This window comes from Kocuria rhizosphaericola (assembly GCF_044462205.1).
Classification (GTDB): Bacteria; Actinomycetota; Actinomycetes; order Actinomycetales; family Micrococcaceae; genus Kocuria; species Kocuria rhizosphaericola.
On sequence record NZ_JBISWK010000063.1, the window covers coordinates 1 to 15,418 of the forward strand.

Genomic DNA, 15,418 nt, shown 5'->3' on the forward strand with positions numbered 1-15,418 from the left:
CGCCGCCGTGTCCTGGGCAGGCCCTGTGGAAGACTGGGCGCATGGCCAAGAAATCCAGCAGCTCGGAGCTCATGCAGACCGTCGACCAGGTCACCGAGGAAGCCATCAACGTGGGCTACCGCCTCGAGCAGCGGCTCCACCGGTTCCGGCAGCGGCGTGCCGAGGCCCGCGGCGACATCCCGGTCATGGTGGCCTTCGCGGGCTACGGCTCCGAGCACCACGTGCGGGTGCTGGGCCGGGCCCTGCTGAAGACCCGGGGGCTCATCGAGTCCACCGACGAGAGCGCGGAGTCCATCCGCGGCTGGCGCTCGTTCACCTCGGTACCCATCGCGTTCGCCCACGTCAACGTCTGGATCGACGAGTTCGAGTTCCACCTGGTGGCCGACAAGGGCGGCGTGGTCGACGTCGACCTGCAGGTGTCCCTGACCCCGGGCCAGCACACCGTGTGGATGCAGACGGAGGGCTCCGAGACGGTCGAGTCCCACGTGTTCGTCGTGGCGGACGAGCAGCGGATCGGCGTGGTCTCCGACGTCGACGACACGGTCATGGTCACGGCGCTTCCCCGGCCCATGCTGGCCGCCTGGAACTCCTTCGTGCTCAACGAGCACGCCCGCACGCCCACCCCCGGGATGGCGGTCATGATGGACCGGCTGCTGCACCGCCACCACGAGGCGCCGTTCCTCTACCTCTCCACGGGCGCCTGGAACGTGGCGCCCACCCTGCGCCGCTTCCTCACGCGCAACGCCTACCCGGCCGGGGCCCTGCTGCTCACGGACTGGGGCCCCACCACGGACCGGTGGTTCCGGGCCGGGGCCGCGCACAAGGTGCAGAACCTCGAGCGGCTGGCCCGGAACTTCCCCCACGTGCAGTGGATCCTCATCGGCGACGACGGCCAGCACGACCCCGAGATCTACAGCGGCTTCGTCAACCGCTACCCCGAGCACGTGGCCGCCATCGTGATCCGCAACCTGTCCCCGGCGGAGGCCGTGCTGGCCGGCACGCCCCTGGTCAACGAGGAGCGGCGGGTGACCATCCCCGAGGGCACGCTGTGGATCGAGGGCAACGACGGCGCGTCGATCTCCCGGCAGCTCGCGGAGCACGGCCTGCTCTGACCCGTGGACGGTCCGGGCGATCCGGGCCGGGCCGTCCGGGCGCCACTGCCGAGGGCGGGTGCTCGTCGGTGCGGTGCGTGCCATCCGGGCCCCATGGCAGGGGCTGGGGCTCATCGCTGCTGCCCGTGTCGTCCGGTCCGGTCCCACCGCGGGGACGGGTCCCCGCGGCCTGTGGCGTCCGAGCCGGGCTCTACCCTGGACCCATGACCAGCACCCACAGCACCCTCACCGACCCCGCCCCCGCACCGATGGACTTCCCGGCCGTCGACGCCGCCGTCGACCGCGCCCGGGCGGCCTTCGTCCCCGACGTCGACCTCGGGACCCGGCTGGACCGGCTGCACCGGCTCGAGGACCTCGTGCGGGAGAACCGGACGGTGCTCGAGCAGGCCCTGGCCGCCGATCTCGGCAAGCCCCCGGCGGAGGCGTGGCTGACCGAGCTCGGCTTCACCCTCGAGGAGATCGCCGGGATCCGCAAGGAGCTCGGCCGCTGGATGACCCCGGCCCGGGTGCCCGTCCCGCTGAGCCTCGCCCCGGCCCGCTCCCGCGTGGAGCACCAGGCGCTCGGGACCGTGCTCGTGATGGCGCCGTGGAACTACCCCGTCCAGCTCGTCCTGAGCCCGCTGGCGGGAGCGCTCGCCGCCGGCAACACCGTCGTCGTCAAGCCCTCCGAGGTCTCCGCGACCGTGTCCGGGGTGCTGGCAGAGCTCCTCGAGCGCTACCTGGGGGACTGCGTGAGCGTGGTCGAGGGCGGCGTGGCGGAGACCACGCGGCTGCTCGAGCACCGCTTCGACCACGTCTTCTACACCGGCAACGGGACGGTCGCCCGGATCGTGATGGCCGCCGCCGCCCGGCACCTGACCCCGGTGACCCTCGAGCTGGGCGGGAAGTCCCCGGTCTGGGTGGACGGCTCGACCGACCTGCGGACCGCCGCACGGCGGATCGTGTGGGGGAAGTTCCTCAACGCCGGCCAGACCTGCGTGGCCCCGGACCACGTACTGGGCACCCCCGAGACGCTCGCCGCCCTCGAGCCGGAGCTCGTGCGCGCAGTGGAGGAGCACTACGGCGCGGACCCCCGCGGCAGCGGATCCTACGGGCGGATCGTCACCGGCCGCCACCTCGACCGGCTGACCGGGCTCCTGGACCAGGTTCCCGCCGAGGACGTGGTCTGCGGCGGGACGGCGGAACCGGGGGAGCGGTACCTCGCGCCCACGGTGGTGCGCTCCGCCCCGGACGGCCCGCTCATGGCCGAGGAGCTTTTCGGGCCCGTCCTGCCCCTGGTGCCGGTGTCCTCCGCCGAGCACGCCGTCGAGCTGATCACCGCCCGGGACAAGCCGCTGGCCCTCTACGTGTTCACCGAGGATCGGTCGGTCAAGGAGCTGTTCCGCCGGCGCACGTCCTCCGGCGGGCTGTCCTTCAACGCCCCGCTGCTGCACCTCACCAGCCCCGAGCTGCCGTTCGGAGGGGTGGGGGAGAGCGGCACCGGCGCGTACCACGGGAAGTTCTCGTTCACGACGTTCTCCCACGCGCGCGCGGTCCTCGACAAGCCGCTCGCCCCCGACACCCTGCGGGTCGTCTACCCGCCCTACCGGGGCCTGCGGGGCCGGCTCGCCGCCGCGGCGGTCGGGCTGCGCCGGCCCCGCCGCCGGACCCGACACGCCGTGTCCGAAAATTAATCCTGTCCACCGGCCGGCGGGCCCTGCGTGCGCACAGCCTGTGCACAACGGGGCCCCGGCGGCGGAAATCCGCGCCCCCCTGTGGAAGCCCCCTGTGGATGGGCGACGGTCTTCCTGGGGATAGCGAGAAAGGAGCTGTGGAGAACCCGCACCACTGCATCTAGGGGTCGCTTCCCCTTCCTGGCACTAGATGTAGTATTGAAATCAGCCACCCGGAGAGACCCCTTCACCGCCGCAGAGTCTGCGGAAGTCCCGGATCTCCCCCGAAAACCACCCGACCGACCAAGGGGAAACAGCGATGTCCGTGACCGTGTACAGCAAGCCGTCCTGCGTCCAGTGCAATGCCACCTACCGGGCTCTGAGCAAGAAGGGCATCGAGTACAACGTCGTCGACGTCACCGAGGACGAGGCCGCCCTGGCCCACGTCCTGGCCCTGGGCTACCAGCAGGTCCCGGTCGTCGAGACGGCGACCGAGCACTGGTCCGGGTACCGTCCGGACAAGATCACCTCCCTGGCCGTCCTCCTCTCGGCCTGAGGCAGCCGCGCCGCCCGCTTCCCCGCGGCGCCCGGCCACCCCACCTACGACCCCATCCCGGAGCGCGGAAGCAATGAGCACGCACCACCCCGGCACCATTCCCGGGACCGCTCAGCAGGACCACGGCGACACCGCCGCGGCACCGGACAACCACGCCCCGCTGGTGGTCTACTTCTCCTCGGTCTCCAACAACACGCACCGCTTCGTCGAGAAGCTCGACGCCCGCGTGCTGCGCCTTCCTCTTCTGACCGGGGAGGAGCCCCCCGAGATCACCGAGCCCTTCGTGCTGGTCGCCCCGACGTACGGGCGGCCCAACGGCAGCGGGGCCGTCCCGCCGCAGGTCGTGAAATTCCTCAACAAGGAGACCAACCGGCGGTTGCTGCGCGGCGTCATCGGCGCGGGCAACACCAATTTCGGGTCGGCGTTCTGCTTGGCCGCGGACAAGATCGCGGCCAAGTGCGGCGTCCCCGTTCTCTACAAGTTCGAGCTCATGGGCACCCCCGAGGACGTCCATGAGGTCAATCAAGGATTGGAACAGTTTTGGCGACAATTTCCGCAGCTCCGGGCGTGAGCGTCGAGCCCGGCCACGAGGACACACGCGTCCCGGAGAAGTACCGGGGCCTGGGCTACCACGAGCTCAATGCCCTGCTGAACCTCTACGACGCCGACGGACACATCCAGTTCGACGCCGACCGGCAGGCCGCGCGGCAGTACTTCCTGCAGCACGTGAACAACAACACGGTCTTCTTCCACGACCTCGAGGAGAAGCTCGACTACCTGGTCTCGCACCAGTACTACGAGCCCGAGGTGCTGGCGAAGTACAGCATGGAGTTCATCAAGGAGCTCTCCAAGCGGGCGTACTCCCGGAAGTTCCGCTTCGAGACCTTCCTGGGCGCGTTCAAGTTCTACACGTCCTACACGCTGAAGACCTTCGACGGCCAGCGCTACCTCGAGCGCTTCGAGGACCGCGTGGTCATGGTCTCCCTCTACCTCGCCGACGGCGACGAGCTGCTCGCCACGCAGCTGGTCGACGAGATCATCGCCGGGCGCTTCCAGCCGGCCACCCCCACGTTCCTCAACGCGGGCAAGCAGCAGCGCGGCGAGCTCGTCTCCTGCTTCCTGCTCCGCATCGAGGACAACATGGAGTCCATCGGGCGGTCGATCAACTCCGCCCTGCAGCTGTCCAAGCGCGGCGGCGGCGTGGCGTTCGCGCTGACCAACGTCCGCGAGGCCGGCGCCCCGATCAAGAAGATCGAGAACCAGTCCTCGGGCATCATCCCGATCATGAAGCTGCTGGAGGACTCCTTCTCCTACGCCAACCAGCTGGGCGCCCGCCAGGGCGCGGGCGCGGTGTACCTGCACGCCCACCACCCGGACATCTACAGCTTCCTGGACACCAAGCGGGAGAACGCGGACGAGAAGATCCGCATCAAGACCCTCTCCCTGGGCGTGGTCATCCCGGACATCACGTTCGAGCTGGCCAAGAAGAACCAGGACATGTACCTGTTCTCCCCGTACGACGTGGAGCGGGTCTACGGAATGCCGTTCTCGGACGTCAACGTGTCCGAGAAGTACCACGAGATGGTCGCGGACGGCCGGATCACCAAGAAGAAGATCAACGCCCGCGAGTTCTTCCAGACCCTCGCCGAGGTGCAGTTCGAGTCCGGCTACCCGTACGTCATGTTCGAGGACACGGTGAACCGGGCCAACCCGATCGACGGCAAGATCATCATGTCCAACCTGTGCTCCGAGATCCTCCAGGTCTCCGAGCCGTCCACGTACCACGAGGACCTGAACTACGACGAGGTCGGCAAGGACATCTCCTGCAACCTCGGCTCCCTCAACATCGCGCTGACCATGGAGTCCCCGGACTTCGGGCAGTCGGTCGAGACCGCGATCCGCGGGCTCACCGCGGTGTCGGACATGTCCGACATCACCTCGGTGCCCTCGATCGAGCGCGGCAACCAGATGTCCCACGCCGTGGGCCTCGGGCAGATGAACCTGCACGGCTACCTCGCCAAGGAGCACATTCACTACGGCTCCGAGGAAGGCCTCGACTTCACGAACATCTACTTCTACACGGTCACGTACCACGCGGTCCGCGCGTCGAACGAGATCGCGAAGGAGCGCAAGTCGGTGTTCGCCGGTTTCGAGCGGTCCCAGTACGCGTCGGGGGAGTACTTCACCAAGTACACCGACCGTGTGTGGGCTCCGGCCACCGGGCGGGTGCGGCAGCTGTTCGCGGAGGCCGGGGTGCACATCCCGACGCGGGCGGACTGGGAGCAGCTCAAGGCCTCGGTCATGGAGCACGGGATGTACAACCAGAACCTGCAGGCCGTGCCGCCGACCGGGTCGATCTCCTACATCAACAACTCGACGTCCTCGATCCACCCGATCGCCTCGAAGATCGAGATCCGCAAGGAGGGCAAGCTGGGCCGTGTGTACTACCCGGCGCCCTTCATGAACAACGAGAACCTGGAGTACTTCCAGGACGCGTACGAGATCGGCTACGAGAAGATCATCGACACCTACGCCGCGGCCACGCAGCACGTGGACCAGGGCCTGTCCCTGACCCTGTTCTTCAAGGACACGGCCACCACCCGGGACATCAACCGGGCGCAGATCTACGCGTGGCGCAAGGGCATCAAGACGATGTACTACTCCCGCATCCGCCAGCTGGCGCTGGAGGGCACCGAGGTCGAGGGCTGCGTCTCCTGCATGCTCTGACCGCCGGCGCCCCGGCGACCACCACGAAACTCCCCGCGTGCGTCCGCAGGACGCGCGCGGGGGTCCACCCCGTTCAAGGAAGAGACAGATCATGACTCTGGAGAAGAGCGAGAGCATCGACAAGGTGCAGCTGCTCCACCACCAGGCCCAGGCCATCAACTGGAACCGGATCGAGGACCCGAAGGACGACGAGGTCTGGGACCGGCTGACCGCGAACTTCTGGCTGCCCGAGAAGGTGCCGATCTCCAACGACGTCCCCTCCTGGAAGACGCTCACCGCGGAGGAGCAGCAGCTCACCATGCGGGTGTTCACCGGTCTGACGCTGCTCGACACCATCCAGGGCACCGTGGGCGCCGTCTCCCTGATCCCGGACGCCGTCACCCTGCACGAGGAGGCGGTGTACACCAACATCGCGTTCATGGAGTCGGTGCACGCGAAGTCCTACTCCTCCATCTTCTCGACGCTGTCCTCCATGAAGGAGATCGACGACGTCTTCCGCTGGTCCCGGGAGAACCCGCACCTGCAGAAGAAGGCCGACATCATCATCAAGTACTACAAGGGTGACGACCCGCTGAAGAAGAAGGTGGCCTCGACCCTGCTCGAGTCCTTCCTCTTCTACTCCGGGTTCTACCTGCCCATGTACTGGTCCTCCCGGGCCAAGCTGACGAACACGGCAGACCTGATCCGCCTGATCATCCGCGACGAGGCAGTGCACGGCTACTACATCGGCTACAAGTTCCAGCGGGCCATGGCTCTGGAGTCCCAGGAGCGCCAGGACGAGCTGAAGCTCTACACGTACGAGCTGCTCGAGGAGCTGTACGAGAACGAGGTGCTCTACACCGAGTCCCTCTATGACGGTGTCGGGTGGACCGAGGACGTCAAGAAGTTCCTGCACTACAACGCCAACAAGGCCCTGAACAACCTGGGCTTCGAGGCGCTGTTCCCGAAGGACATGACGGACGTATCCGCGGCCATCCTGTCCGCGCTGTCCCCGAACGCCGACGAGAACCACGACTTCTTCTCCGGCTCGGGCTCCTCCTACGTGATCGGCAAGGCCGTTAACACGGAGGACGAGGACTGGGACTTCTGATTGTGTGTGAGATGCCGAGCTAGTTGGCCAAAACGGTGACAGTTGTGAGATATCAATCTAGTTGTCAGTTTCTCGAGATAGATGTCAGTGCGTCATTGTATTTGTCAGGGGTTGACTGAACTGTCAGTGACCGACTAATAGAGCTTGATAGCCATATGTACATGGCAGGGCTCCGGCAGGAAAACTTTCCGGGGGCCCTGCCATGTATTACTTTGCTAGTCCGCGGTTAAGGGGCCCTTCACAGATGAGCATGGGTAGCCGGGTGTGCGGGGCGTTGCGAAGCGCGTGTTGTGAGGCCTGCGAAGAGGTCGAGGCCTCCAGGATGGGTAGCGACCAAGCAACCTGATCCATGAAGGCCTCGACGTGTCTCATGCTATCTGCGCGCCCGCGTGCGCGCTCTTCGACCTACCCGACGTTCACGTGCTCGCCGTCGATCGTGGTCCGCGTTCTTTCACATTGGCCGTGGAGACGGTCCCGTCGTTGGCCGGGTGCCCTGCCTGCGGGGTGCTCGCCGTGGGCCACGGCCGGCGCGAGGTCCTGCTCCACGACCTGCCCTGTGCTGGGGTGCCGGTTCGGGTGGTCTGGCGCAAGCGGATCTATCGCTGCCTCGAGGACGCCTGCGAGATCTCGACGTTCAGCGAGATCCACTCGCTGGCGGCCCCGCGGGCCAGGCTCACCACTCGCGCGATCGCCTGGGCCGTGGCCCAGCTACGCTCCCATGACATCGCGGTCTCTGCCCTGGCCGAGATGCTCGGAGTTGCGTGGAACACCGTCTGGGACGCCACCGCCCCGGTCATCGAGACCCAACTGGCCGCTGAGGACCGGCTGACCGGGGTGGACGCCCTCGGTGTCGACGAGCATGTCTGGTGCCACGTGGGGCCACCGGGTACCGGGCTGGTCACCGGGATTGTGGACCACTCCCGCGGTGAGGACGGCCGGCCTCGAGCCAGGCTGCTGGACCTGGTCAAGGGCCGCACGGGGGCCGCCTACGGCGACTGGCTCACCGAGCAGGGGTCGACCTTCACGAGCGGGATCCGCACCGCCACGCTGGACCCGTTCCACGGCTACGCCAACGCGATCCGCGACGAGCTCCCGGAGGCCATCACGGTGCTCGACGCCTTCCACGTGGTGAAGCTCGGCGGGCAGGTCGTCGACGAGGTGCGTCGCCGCGTGCAGCAGGACACCCTGGGCCACCGTGGCCGGGCCGGCGACCCGCTCTACGGCATCCGGCGCACCGAAGCAGATCGGTGCCGAGCACCTCACCGCCAAGCAGGTCACCCGCCTGAACGTGAAGCTGGCGGCCGGGGACCCGCACCACGAGGTCACCTTGGCCTGGCACTGCTACCAGAAGCTGCGCGCCGTCTACCACGCCCGTCCCGAGCAAGGGCGCCGGCTCGTTGCCGAGATCCTCGCCGGGTTCCCCACCTGCCCGATCCCGGAGATCGCCCGGCTCGGGCGGACCCTGCGCCGCTGGAGGGCCGCAATCCTGGCCTACTTCGACACCGCCGGCGCCTCGAACGGCCCCACCGAGGCGATCAATGGCGTGATCGAGACGATGCGCCGAGTGGCCAGAGGGTTCCGGAACTTCGACAACTACCGGCTACGCGCCCTGCTCGCCGCCGGCGGTCACCGGCCGTGGAGAAAGACGCCTACCCATGCTCATCTGTGAAGGGCCGGTTAAACGACAAGCTAAGCGCCCCATGTTGGAGGCCTCGCCCCCTATTCAGCCCCCGTAACATGAACCCGCCGCTTCCGATCACCTACACTAATCCGGGGAGTGCCATCAAAGCTGTAGATGTCCCCCGCGAGGTCAATCGCGAACCAGGTACATGCGTACCACTTTTTTGTAATCGTCCTGGTGGCTTCCCAGATCCATGGCGACATCTACCATCGCCGCGAGACTCATTGAGCTTAATGCCGTGACGAGTATTTCTCGGCGATCAGGGGAGTCGCTATATACCCAACGCCGCCCATCGAACTGTCCGTCTGCCGCACTCAACATGATGTATACCCGGTCCTCATCGGACGCTGGTCCGCAACGATGCACCCGGCAACGATACCAAGGCATGGTCATCACCCCCATAAATAACGTGGCGTACCGTTAAGGCAACGCAATCTCCAGTGTGGCTGTTGCACTGGCACGAAGCAATATCTATACATCAGTGTCGTATTCTTAAGTGGAGGGCGGCGAGCCACCGGAGGGGTCGTTGCACAATGAGGCGCACACGCAAATACGATGCCAGCGTCCTGACCGACACGTGCCTCGGTGAGGTAGTGACTCTGGCGAGTCCGCATTCGCCTCGCCAACGCGGACTTCGAGTACATTGCAATTGTTTCTGGCGTTCAGCACCGCCGTATGCAGATGGCTTGGGCGACTCGGGTGACTCACGGGCCAAACGACGCAACATAGTACCTTCTCACTTCATGTTCAGCCCTTGCAAGGCAAGGACACTGCAAGACAGTCCATAAAGTTGATGAGGCTCGGGGCAGGCATAACTCTCAAAACGTCCATTTTCGTCACGCCTCGTGTCTGCCCCTGGCTAATGCTGTGCCGGATCTTTCTAAGGGCAAATTAATATATAGTGTTTTCATCTCCGGCCTCAACTGTCTGACGGTCCAGCATCTGCAAGTTCCCGGTGGCGTCGACGGTCACGTCTACCACGCGCCATATGTCCTCGTCGGGATTGCCTGTGGCCTCAGCAACCACGTAGCGCCGCACTTGCACTTCGTTGACCCGAACGATTACCACGGCGTTTGAGTCGGTGAAGGATGAGCGACTGAAGTTGTATATCCAGTAACGATATTCGCCGACGGCGAAGGTTTCCTCCGCCGTTCTGCGGATCGTCACTCTTTCTTTGCCTACCTTGTTAAAGATGTCAGTATCCAATTCCGCATGTGTCACCGGCTTCATATTCTGCCAGTGCACGTGAAAACGCCCACCGGCGTTGTCGGGGCCGGACATGTGAGCGTCGAGGTCGTACGGTTGAACGCCCCAGTCAAGTATGAGTTCAATTGTTGTGACACGTGGAGTTTTCAGGACGATGTGAATGCCTTCTGGAGGCACGCTGATGTCCATCGGGCTAACCATGCCAAGTGTCCATGCCGCGCCCGCGCCGTGAGCTATTCGCGGAACGGTAAAAGTGCCCTCAGGGGCGGTGGTGACCCTATTCTGGGTTCCATCAGAGCCGGTGATAACCACCTCGGCTCCGGGGACAGGGCGGGCGAGATCGTCCACGACATTTCCGGCCACTTCGGTCCAGGGGAGCAGCAAGTCGGCCACGACACCGCCCTCTACAGGAACCGGAACGGGTACGTTGCGGATTTGGTGCCGGGCAGCAGAGGCCTGCACCGTGATGTTGCCAGAAGGAACGCATGTACGGCCTACGGCGTCCCTCAGAGTGTATGTTCCGTCCGCTGCGGTCACGGCGTCGAACAGGTGATTTTCCAAAACGCCGCTGGCCTGCACATGTGCGCCATACAAGGGCTGTCCGGTCGCATCTCGAATCGTGCCGGTCACCGTAGCGCAGTCTCGGCACCGAAGATCTGAGATACGGACCCCCAGACCCGGGCGAGCTTCTAAGAACTCGATCACAAAGGTGGTGTCGACTTGGAACGGAGATCTGCTGTCTGCCTCAATATTGAGGCTACGGGGATCTTCCCGGAAATAAAAACCGCTCAGACTTTTGATCGCGACTTCGTCTCCGGAGGCGATTTTCCCACCACCCACTTTGTCTATCATAAACAGGTGCTCCTCCGAACTTTCCCATGACTTAACTAGTGCTACACAGCACGTTGTTACATAAACGCTTCCTCTATAAATAACAGGGTGAAATCCTCCCTGTGGAGGACCTAACCCGTCCCGGACTCGTACCTGAAACTCTGAGGGAGACCAATTTGCGTCGCAGGCTTGTAGAGACACGTGGTCACCGCTGGTCAGCGGCCAGGACATGGGATTGTAGGGGGCGGTGCTGGCGAAGAGAAAAGTCTCCCACTGTTGCGGTATGGCATCTACGGTTTTGAGCCGGGCCCAAGTCGACGCTCCTCCTGCCTCTGCCTGCAGCCATCGTCCGCCGAGAGTGCGTAGGCGGAGGGCATTAACCTGGATCGGCAAGGGTTGGCATTGGCCATTGACGCATTGGCACCATGGGCTGCATGGAGGCCAACACTCCACGTTCCCGGTGCCCGTGGAAGAGATAGGCATGGGAACCTGGTATATGGGCGGACGGGGATGAGTATGTGGTCCGCTGAACATGCCGGTCGTACTAGGCGTCTGAATTAGTGGCGAAAATGGCGGAAGCATAGGGATGTCCACTGCAGTATCCCTCCTTGGCGGTTTGTATGATTGTTGCGATTCCACAGTGCCCATGAGCGGAACCCGGCCAGTTGGCGAAATGAATGGTGGAGGCGCGAATCGCGTGAGTGACTTTCGTCGTAACTAACTGGATAGCCGTGGGTCTCCGTCGCTAATTCGGTAGTTTTGAAGACGTGTGTCGGCGAGAGGCGGAGATTATTTTCCCACCCTGTGTCCTTCCGGGTTGCTGAGAGGCGGCCCCTCTCCGGGGATTTCGGTCCGTACAACCCCTTAATCACTGCACTGGGGTCCTATTGCGATCGCGTTAGGCTGTCGCGATCAGCAGCTGGTTAAGTTGGCCATTTTTCTCTTATGATTCAGGAGTGTCACCAGATGTCAGCCGATGCGCTACGGTCACTATTGGAGTCGGAATCATGTCTCCTCATACTCCTGGTGCGTCATGAACAGTTGCCAGGACGCGACGCCATTATGCCCGCAGATGAGACGACCACGCCGCCACGAGCTTCCATGGATGGACGGGAAGTCGTACGAAATTCCCTAGAAGTTTCCCCACCGAGTCGGCAGAAGAAGGATGTGGCTATTTTGGCTATTTGCGAAACTGTTTCTCATTTGAGTTTGTTTGCGTCGACTGGCGAATAAGCGTGACTATTGGCGTGTTCCGTGCGTGCACCCTTGCCAAAGGCGTGGGCTGCGCGCTTAGAATCCTGGCGAGATGTACAAGCTGGCGATGGTCGCATTGTGCTTATGTGCGGTCAGTTCGGCGGAAACGTGCATGCCTGAAGAAAGTGCCGTGAGGGCTACTGTCAACATTTCCCTCTTGGTGGCTTCATGTGCTTTGAAATTAAGTGCGTCAAATGCTGTTGGTGTCGACGTGCTGCGGAGCCTTATGTTCATGCTTCCGTCCTTGTTGGGGCCAGCTTCCAGCACCTGGCATCGTTGCCAGTCGGTGAGGGAACTCCAGGATGCCCAGAGGGCTTTGTTCTCGGCGTTATAGACGGCGATGTTCCCGTCATCTTGGACCTGGATCCAGCCTCCCGGCTTCCCTCCACCCGCAACATGACTGGTTTCGGTGTGCCAGGCGGGGCCGTTGGGGGTCAGGAGCACAAAGTTGTTGTCTGGTTGTATGACTGCCCGGACCACGCCTTTGCCCTGAGTTTGGGTTGACCATAGGGCAAAGCCATCCTCCAGTCGATAGAGGACGAGGTTTCCATCATCTTGCAGGATTAGTTTAGCCTTGTTGTCCGGTGAAGTGAGAAACTCGCCCAAAGCGAGCTGTTCACCTGACTTTAGTACAGCGTTCATCAGACCCTTCCCTGAAGACATTTTCCGTTTGTCGATTGAGGCTATCAATCCAGGGCGTGCCGTTTTGGCGTCTGCGCTCCGGGCCTTGGGTGGATATGTGTGGAATATTTTGTTCAGCGCACCATGAGATAGAGGCGATTTATGGTGGAAGATTCAGCGGTGCCTGTAAGATGTGCGTCCACCTTGAAACCTGTGGATATTGCCGTGAGTGCTACGGACAGCATTTCGCGCTTCATTTCTGACACCGCCGTAAACCAGTGATTGAATTGCGCGGGGTTGGCTGTGTCCATCAACCAAATGGCGACCGCGCCGTTCTCTGCTGGTCCGGCTGCAACTACCTTACAGGTCCAGATGCCGGCCATGACGATGCTCCTTTTCGTAGAAGATTGGCATTCGAACTTTTCATCTTGCGGTTGCCTCTGCCACCGAGTCGTGAAGGCGGTACAACAACAGTGGTGGGGAAGTCCCCGATTCCCGCACTGCAACCATCATGCCGAGAGTTGTTTGTGGCAACCGCTCGGCCAACGAATATTAGTGACAGAACCGCCACGGCGGCGAAATTCCCGTCGTGGATTCTTCTTCTTCTTCTCGGCGTGCGTTGCTAACTCATCGGTGACCTGAGACTTGAGGTTTCATTCGTGAAGCTGGCAGTGACCGTAATTGATACTTGGTTTATGATTCCGCGTTGTTCTCCTATATCAATGGATCCGGTGGGTTAGTGTAGACAGCGCCCGTAGTGACCCCAATAGATGTTTTTATGCAACTAATGTTCGTATCCGGCGCCTACAGTCCGCGAAGGGTAGTCCTTCTTCGCCGGTATGTGTCGTCCACGGGTTGCCGCTTGTCCTTTTCACGGCATGGATCCATGTGGTGGCACGGGATCCATGGCATCGAATTGCACTCTGAGAGCTGGTGGGGTGAGCAGGGGCTGGCGTCGCCGTTGGGTCCACAGCACAGGTGAGCCATCCGTGGCCCGGGTGAGCATGGTTCGTCGTTCCACCCGGAGGCCGTTCTGGGGGATGGCGGACGGTTCTAGTTGGTGCGTCGGGTGGATGCCTGCGGATGCGGGGTCGATCAGCAGGTCGCTTTCTGCAGGTGGCCGTAGTACTGGTGCGGGCCCCGAGAGGTCGGCTGCGCGGCCTTGCACGTATCGCCGTCGTCCGCTGATGTCTTCCAGGACGTAGGGATGCCACCGTGGGGGCACGCGCCTTGTGGGGTGGTAGGCGAAGTGTGTTCGCCCGGTGGGGTCCAGGTTGGCCGGTGGAGTCGGCGGTGGGTTGTCATCGCTGGGCACTGTCCGTCCGCGCAGGCGTTGTTCGACGGCCCAGACGAGGTTGGCGTCTTCGTCGATACCGATCACGATCTCGTCCAGGATCGGCCCGGTCAGTGGTGTTGCCGCTGCTCCCCAGAGCACGAGCGAGGTGCGGTCGAGTCCCTCCGTGGCGAACATGCTCCAGTCGGCGGGAGGGGACAGGGGCCATGTGTCGCCGAACGAGTCATGGATGACGACCTCGTCCAGGGTCACGATGTGTCCGGCCAGCGCTTCTACGGGGAAGGAGAACCAGTCGTCAGAGCGGTTGACGAGCAGGTCGATGAGCAGGGACGTTGCGAAGTGTGCGCGGTCGGGTGGGTAGCCGCCAATGTCGACGGTGGCGTCTTCGATCTGCCACCAGCGAGGCATCGGAGCGCCGCGGAAGCGCAGGCGGCTGGGGTAGATCGATCGCGCGGGTGCGGGGTCGATCGGTGGCGGCAGTGGTGCGGTGGCGTCGACGGAGTACCAGTCGAGGTTCCCGCCATCGTGGCGTCGCAGGGTGAGAGTGGTCCCGCCGGCGTGGAAGTCGGCTTGGTAGGTCAGTTCCGCAGAATCCCACAGGTCGGTGGGTTCCGGGCCCGGCGGCCGCTGCGCGCCGAACCATGTCTCGCGGAGACGCAGTCGCGTCCGTTCATGCCACAGCGTGCGTCCGTCGTATCCTGTGCCGTTCAGGATGTCGTAGGGTACCGGGAGATCCGCCAGCATGAGTTCCGGCTTTGTTGGCAGTGGGGTGCCTGCCGATTCGGCGGCGGCGGCGACGGCTCGTCCTGCGGCGACTCTGAGCCCGGGACTCCAGGAGTCGCCGGGCTCAGACTCGACGATTGCTTCGGCCGGCGTGGTCCTGGGATCGAGATGGCCCTGACCGGCCAAGGGGTCGATCGGCGTCATCCGTGCGCGGTACGTGATGCGCACAGGAGAGGAGGCGTCCTCGCCGCGGTGCTCTCCGAGTTGCCATTGGCGTCCTAGCAACCACGCTGGATCTGCGACTTCAGCACGAAAGCCGCGCGCTAGGTCTATTTGCCGGGGGTCGGCCTCAAGCCGGTGGACGGCGTCGTACTCCACAGCCATGATTCACCTCTTCGTCGGGTCCAGCGGCGTCGCGGTAGCCCCCGCGGCGGGTAGTAGCGAGGTGGGCAGCAGCCCCCGGATGTCGTCGCCGAGATCAGCGGACCTGGCCATACGTGCGCGGGCGAGGAGGCGGACGTCGGCGACGACATCGACGAGGGTGCGGTCGTCAAACGGGTTGCTCGGGTCGGGAGGAACGGCCAGCAGGACCGCTTGGGGGGCTCGGGCGGCCGGGGCGTCGAAGCCGAAGGCGGCACCGGTCGTTTGCTCTTGGGATGGGACGATCTCCG

11 protein-coding genes and 1 pseudogene are annotated in these 15,418 nt (G+C 63.8%); 7 read left to right on the top strand and 5 right to left on the bottom strand.

What is annotated here, in order from left to right; all coding sequences use genetic code 11:
- Positions 1–41 precede the first annotated feature (41 nt).
- From ACH9D2_RS06550 to ACH9D2_RS19495, 7 genes and pseudogenes are all read left to right on the top strand, one after another.
- On the top strand, positions 42–1,112 hold the full coding sequence (locus tag ACH9D2_RS06550; RefSeq protein WP_396362037.1) for an App1 family protein: 1,071 nt from the start codon (positions 42–44) through the stop codon (positions 1,110–1,112).
- A 203-nt stretch (positions 1,113–1,315) separates the two neighbouring features.
- Positions 1,316–2,785: an aldehyde dehydrogenase family protein gene (locus ACH9D2_RS06555; RefSeq protein WP_396362038.1), complete on the top strand. Its 1,470-nt coding sequence runs from the start codon at positions 1,316–1,318 to the stop codon at positions 2,783–2,785.
- A gap of 298 nt (positions 2,786–3,083) precedes the next feature.
- A complete protein-coding gene (gene nrdH / locus ACH9D2_RS06560) occupies positions 3,084–3,320 on the top strand; it encodes a glutaredoxin-like protein NrdH (RefSeq protein ID WP_396362039.1) in 237 nt (78 codons plus the stop codon).
- 73 nt (positions 3,321–3,393) lie between these two features.
- Entirely contained in the window at positions 3,394–3,891 is a 498-nt protein-coding gene (nrdI, locus tag ACH9D2_RS06565) for a class Ib ribonucleoside-diphosphate reductase assembly flavoprotein NrdI (protein ID WP_396362040.1), read from the top strand.
- Positions 3,888–6,047 carry a class 1b ribonucleoside-diphosphate reductase subunit alpha gene (nrdE, locus tag ACH9D2_RS06570; protein ID WP_396362041.1) on the top strand — a complete coding sequence of 720 codons (2,160 nt, stop codon included), beginning with the start codon at positions 3,888–3,890 and terminating at the stop codon, positions 6,045–6,047. Before nrdI ends, nrdE begins: the two co-directional genes overlap by 4 nt.
- A gap of 91 nt (positions 6,048–6,138) precedes the next feature.
- Entirely contained in the window at positions 6,139–7,137 is a 999-nt protein-coding gene (gene nrdF / locus ACH9D2_RS06575) for a class 1b ribonucleoside-diphosphate reductase subunit beta (RefSeq protein ID WP_396362042.1), read from the top strand.
- Positions 7,138–7,479: 342 nt separating this feature from the next.
- Positions 7,480–8,806, top strand: a pseudogene (locus ACH9D2_RS19495) (ISL3 family transposase).
- A gap of 903 nt (positions 8,807–9,709) precedes the next feature.
- Here the strand turns inward: ACH9D2_RS19495 and ACH9D2_RS06595 are convergent.
- The 5 genes from ACH9D2_RS06595 to ACH9D2_RS06615 form a co-directional block, all read right to left on the bottom strand.
- The gene (locus tag ACH9D2_RS06595; RefSeq protein WP_396362045.1) at positions 9,710–10,876 is read right to left on the bottom strand and encodes a carboxypeptidase regulatory-like domain-containing protein; all 1,167 of its coding nucleotides are present in this window, start codon (positions 10,874–10,876) and stop codon (positions 9,710–9,712) included.
- Positions 10,877–12,145: 1,269 nt separating this feature from the next.
- On the bottom strand, positions 12,146–12,772 hold the full coding sequence (locus ACH9D2_RS06600) for a hypothetical protein (RefSeq protein ID WP_396362046.1): 627 nt from the start codon (positions 12,770–12,772) through the stop codon (positions 12,146–12,148).
- 92 nt (positions 12,773–12,864) lie between these two features.
- The gene (locus ACH9D2_RS06605) at positions 12,865–13,113 is read right to left on the bottom strand and encodes a hypothetical protein (protein ID WP_396362047.1); all 249 of its coding nucleotides are present in this window, start codon (positions 13,111–13,113) and stop codon (positions 12,865–12,867) included.
- Positions 13,114–13,601: 488 nt separating this feature from the next.
- Complete coding sequence (locus ACH9D2_RS06610) at positions 13,602–14,951, bottom strand: hypothetical protein (protein ID WP_396362048.1); 1,350 nt, start codon at positions 14,949–14,951, stop codon at positions 13,602–13,604.
- Between the two features lie 183 nt (positions 14,952–15,134).
- Positions 15,135–15,418: hypothetical protein (locus tag ACH9D2_RS06615; RefSeq protein ID WP_396362049.1), on the bottom strand; the 284-nt coding region annotated here is incomplete at its 5' end.

Excerpts from the sequence above, each read along its gene's own strand:
- nrdF (WP_396362042.1), top strand. The coding sequence starts at position 6,139 with ATGACTCTGGAGAAGAGCGAGAGCATCGACAAGGTGCAGCTGCTCCAC.
- ACH9D2_RS06555 (WP_396362038.1), top strand. The coding sequence starts at position 1,316 with ATGACCAGCACCCACAGCACCCTCACCGACCCCGCCCCCGCACCGATG.
- ACH9D2_RS06550 (WP_396362037.1), top strand. The coding sequence starts at position 42 with ATGGCCAAGAAATCCAGCAGCTCGGAGCTCATGCAGACCGTCGACCAG.
- nrdI (WP_396362040.1), top strand. The coding sequence starts at position 3,394 with ATGAGCACGCACCACCCCGGCACCATTCCCGGGACCGCTCAGCAGGAC.
- ACH9D2_RS06600 (WP_396362046.1), bottom strand. The coding sequence starts at position 12,772 with ATGTCTTCAGGGAAGGGTCTGATGAACGCTGTACTAAAGTCAGGTGAA.
- ACH9D2_RS06610 (WP_396362048.1), bottom strand. The coding sequence starts at position 14,951 with ATGACGCCGATCGACCCCTTGGCCGGTCAGGGCCATCTCGATCCCAGG.
- ACH9D2_RS06605 (WP_396362047.1), bottom strand. The coding sequence starts at position 13,113 with ATGGCCGGCATCTGGACCTGTAAGGTAGTTGCAGCCGGACCAGCAGAG.
- ACH9D2_RS06595 (WP_396362045.1), bottom strand. The coding sequence starts at position 10,876 with ATGATAGACAAAGTGGGTGGTGGGAAAATCGCCTCCGGAGACGAAGTC.
- nrdH (WP_396362039.1), top strand. The coding sequence starts at position 3,084 with ATGTCCGTGACCGTGTACAGCAAGCCGTCCTGCGTCCAGTGCAATGCC.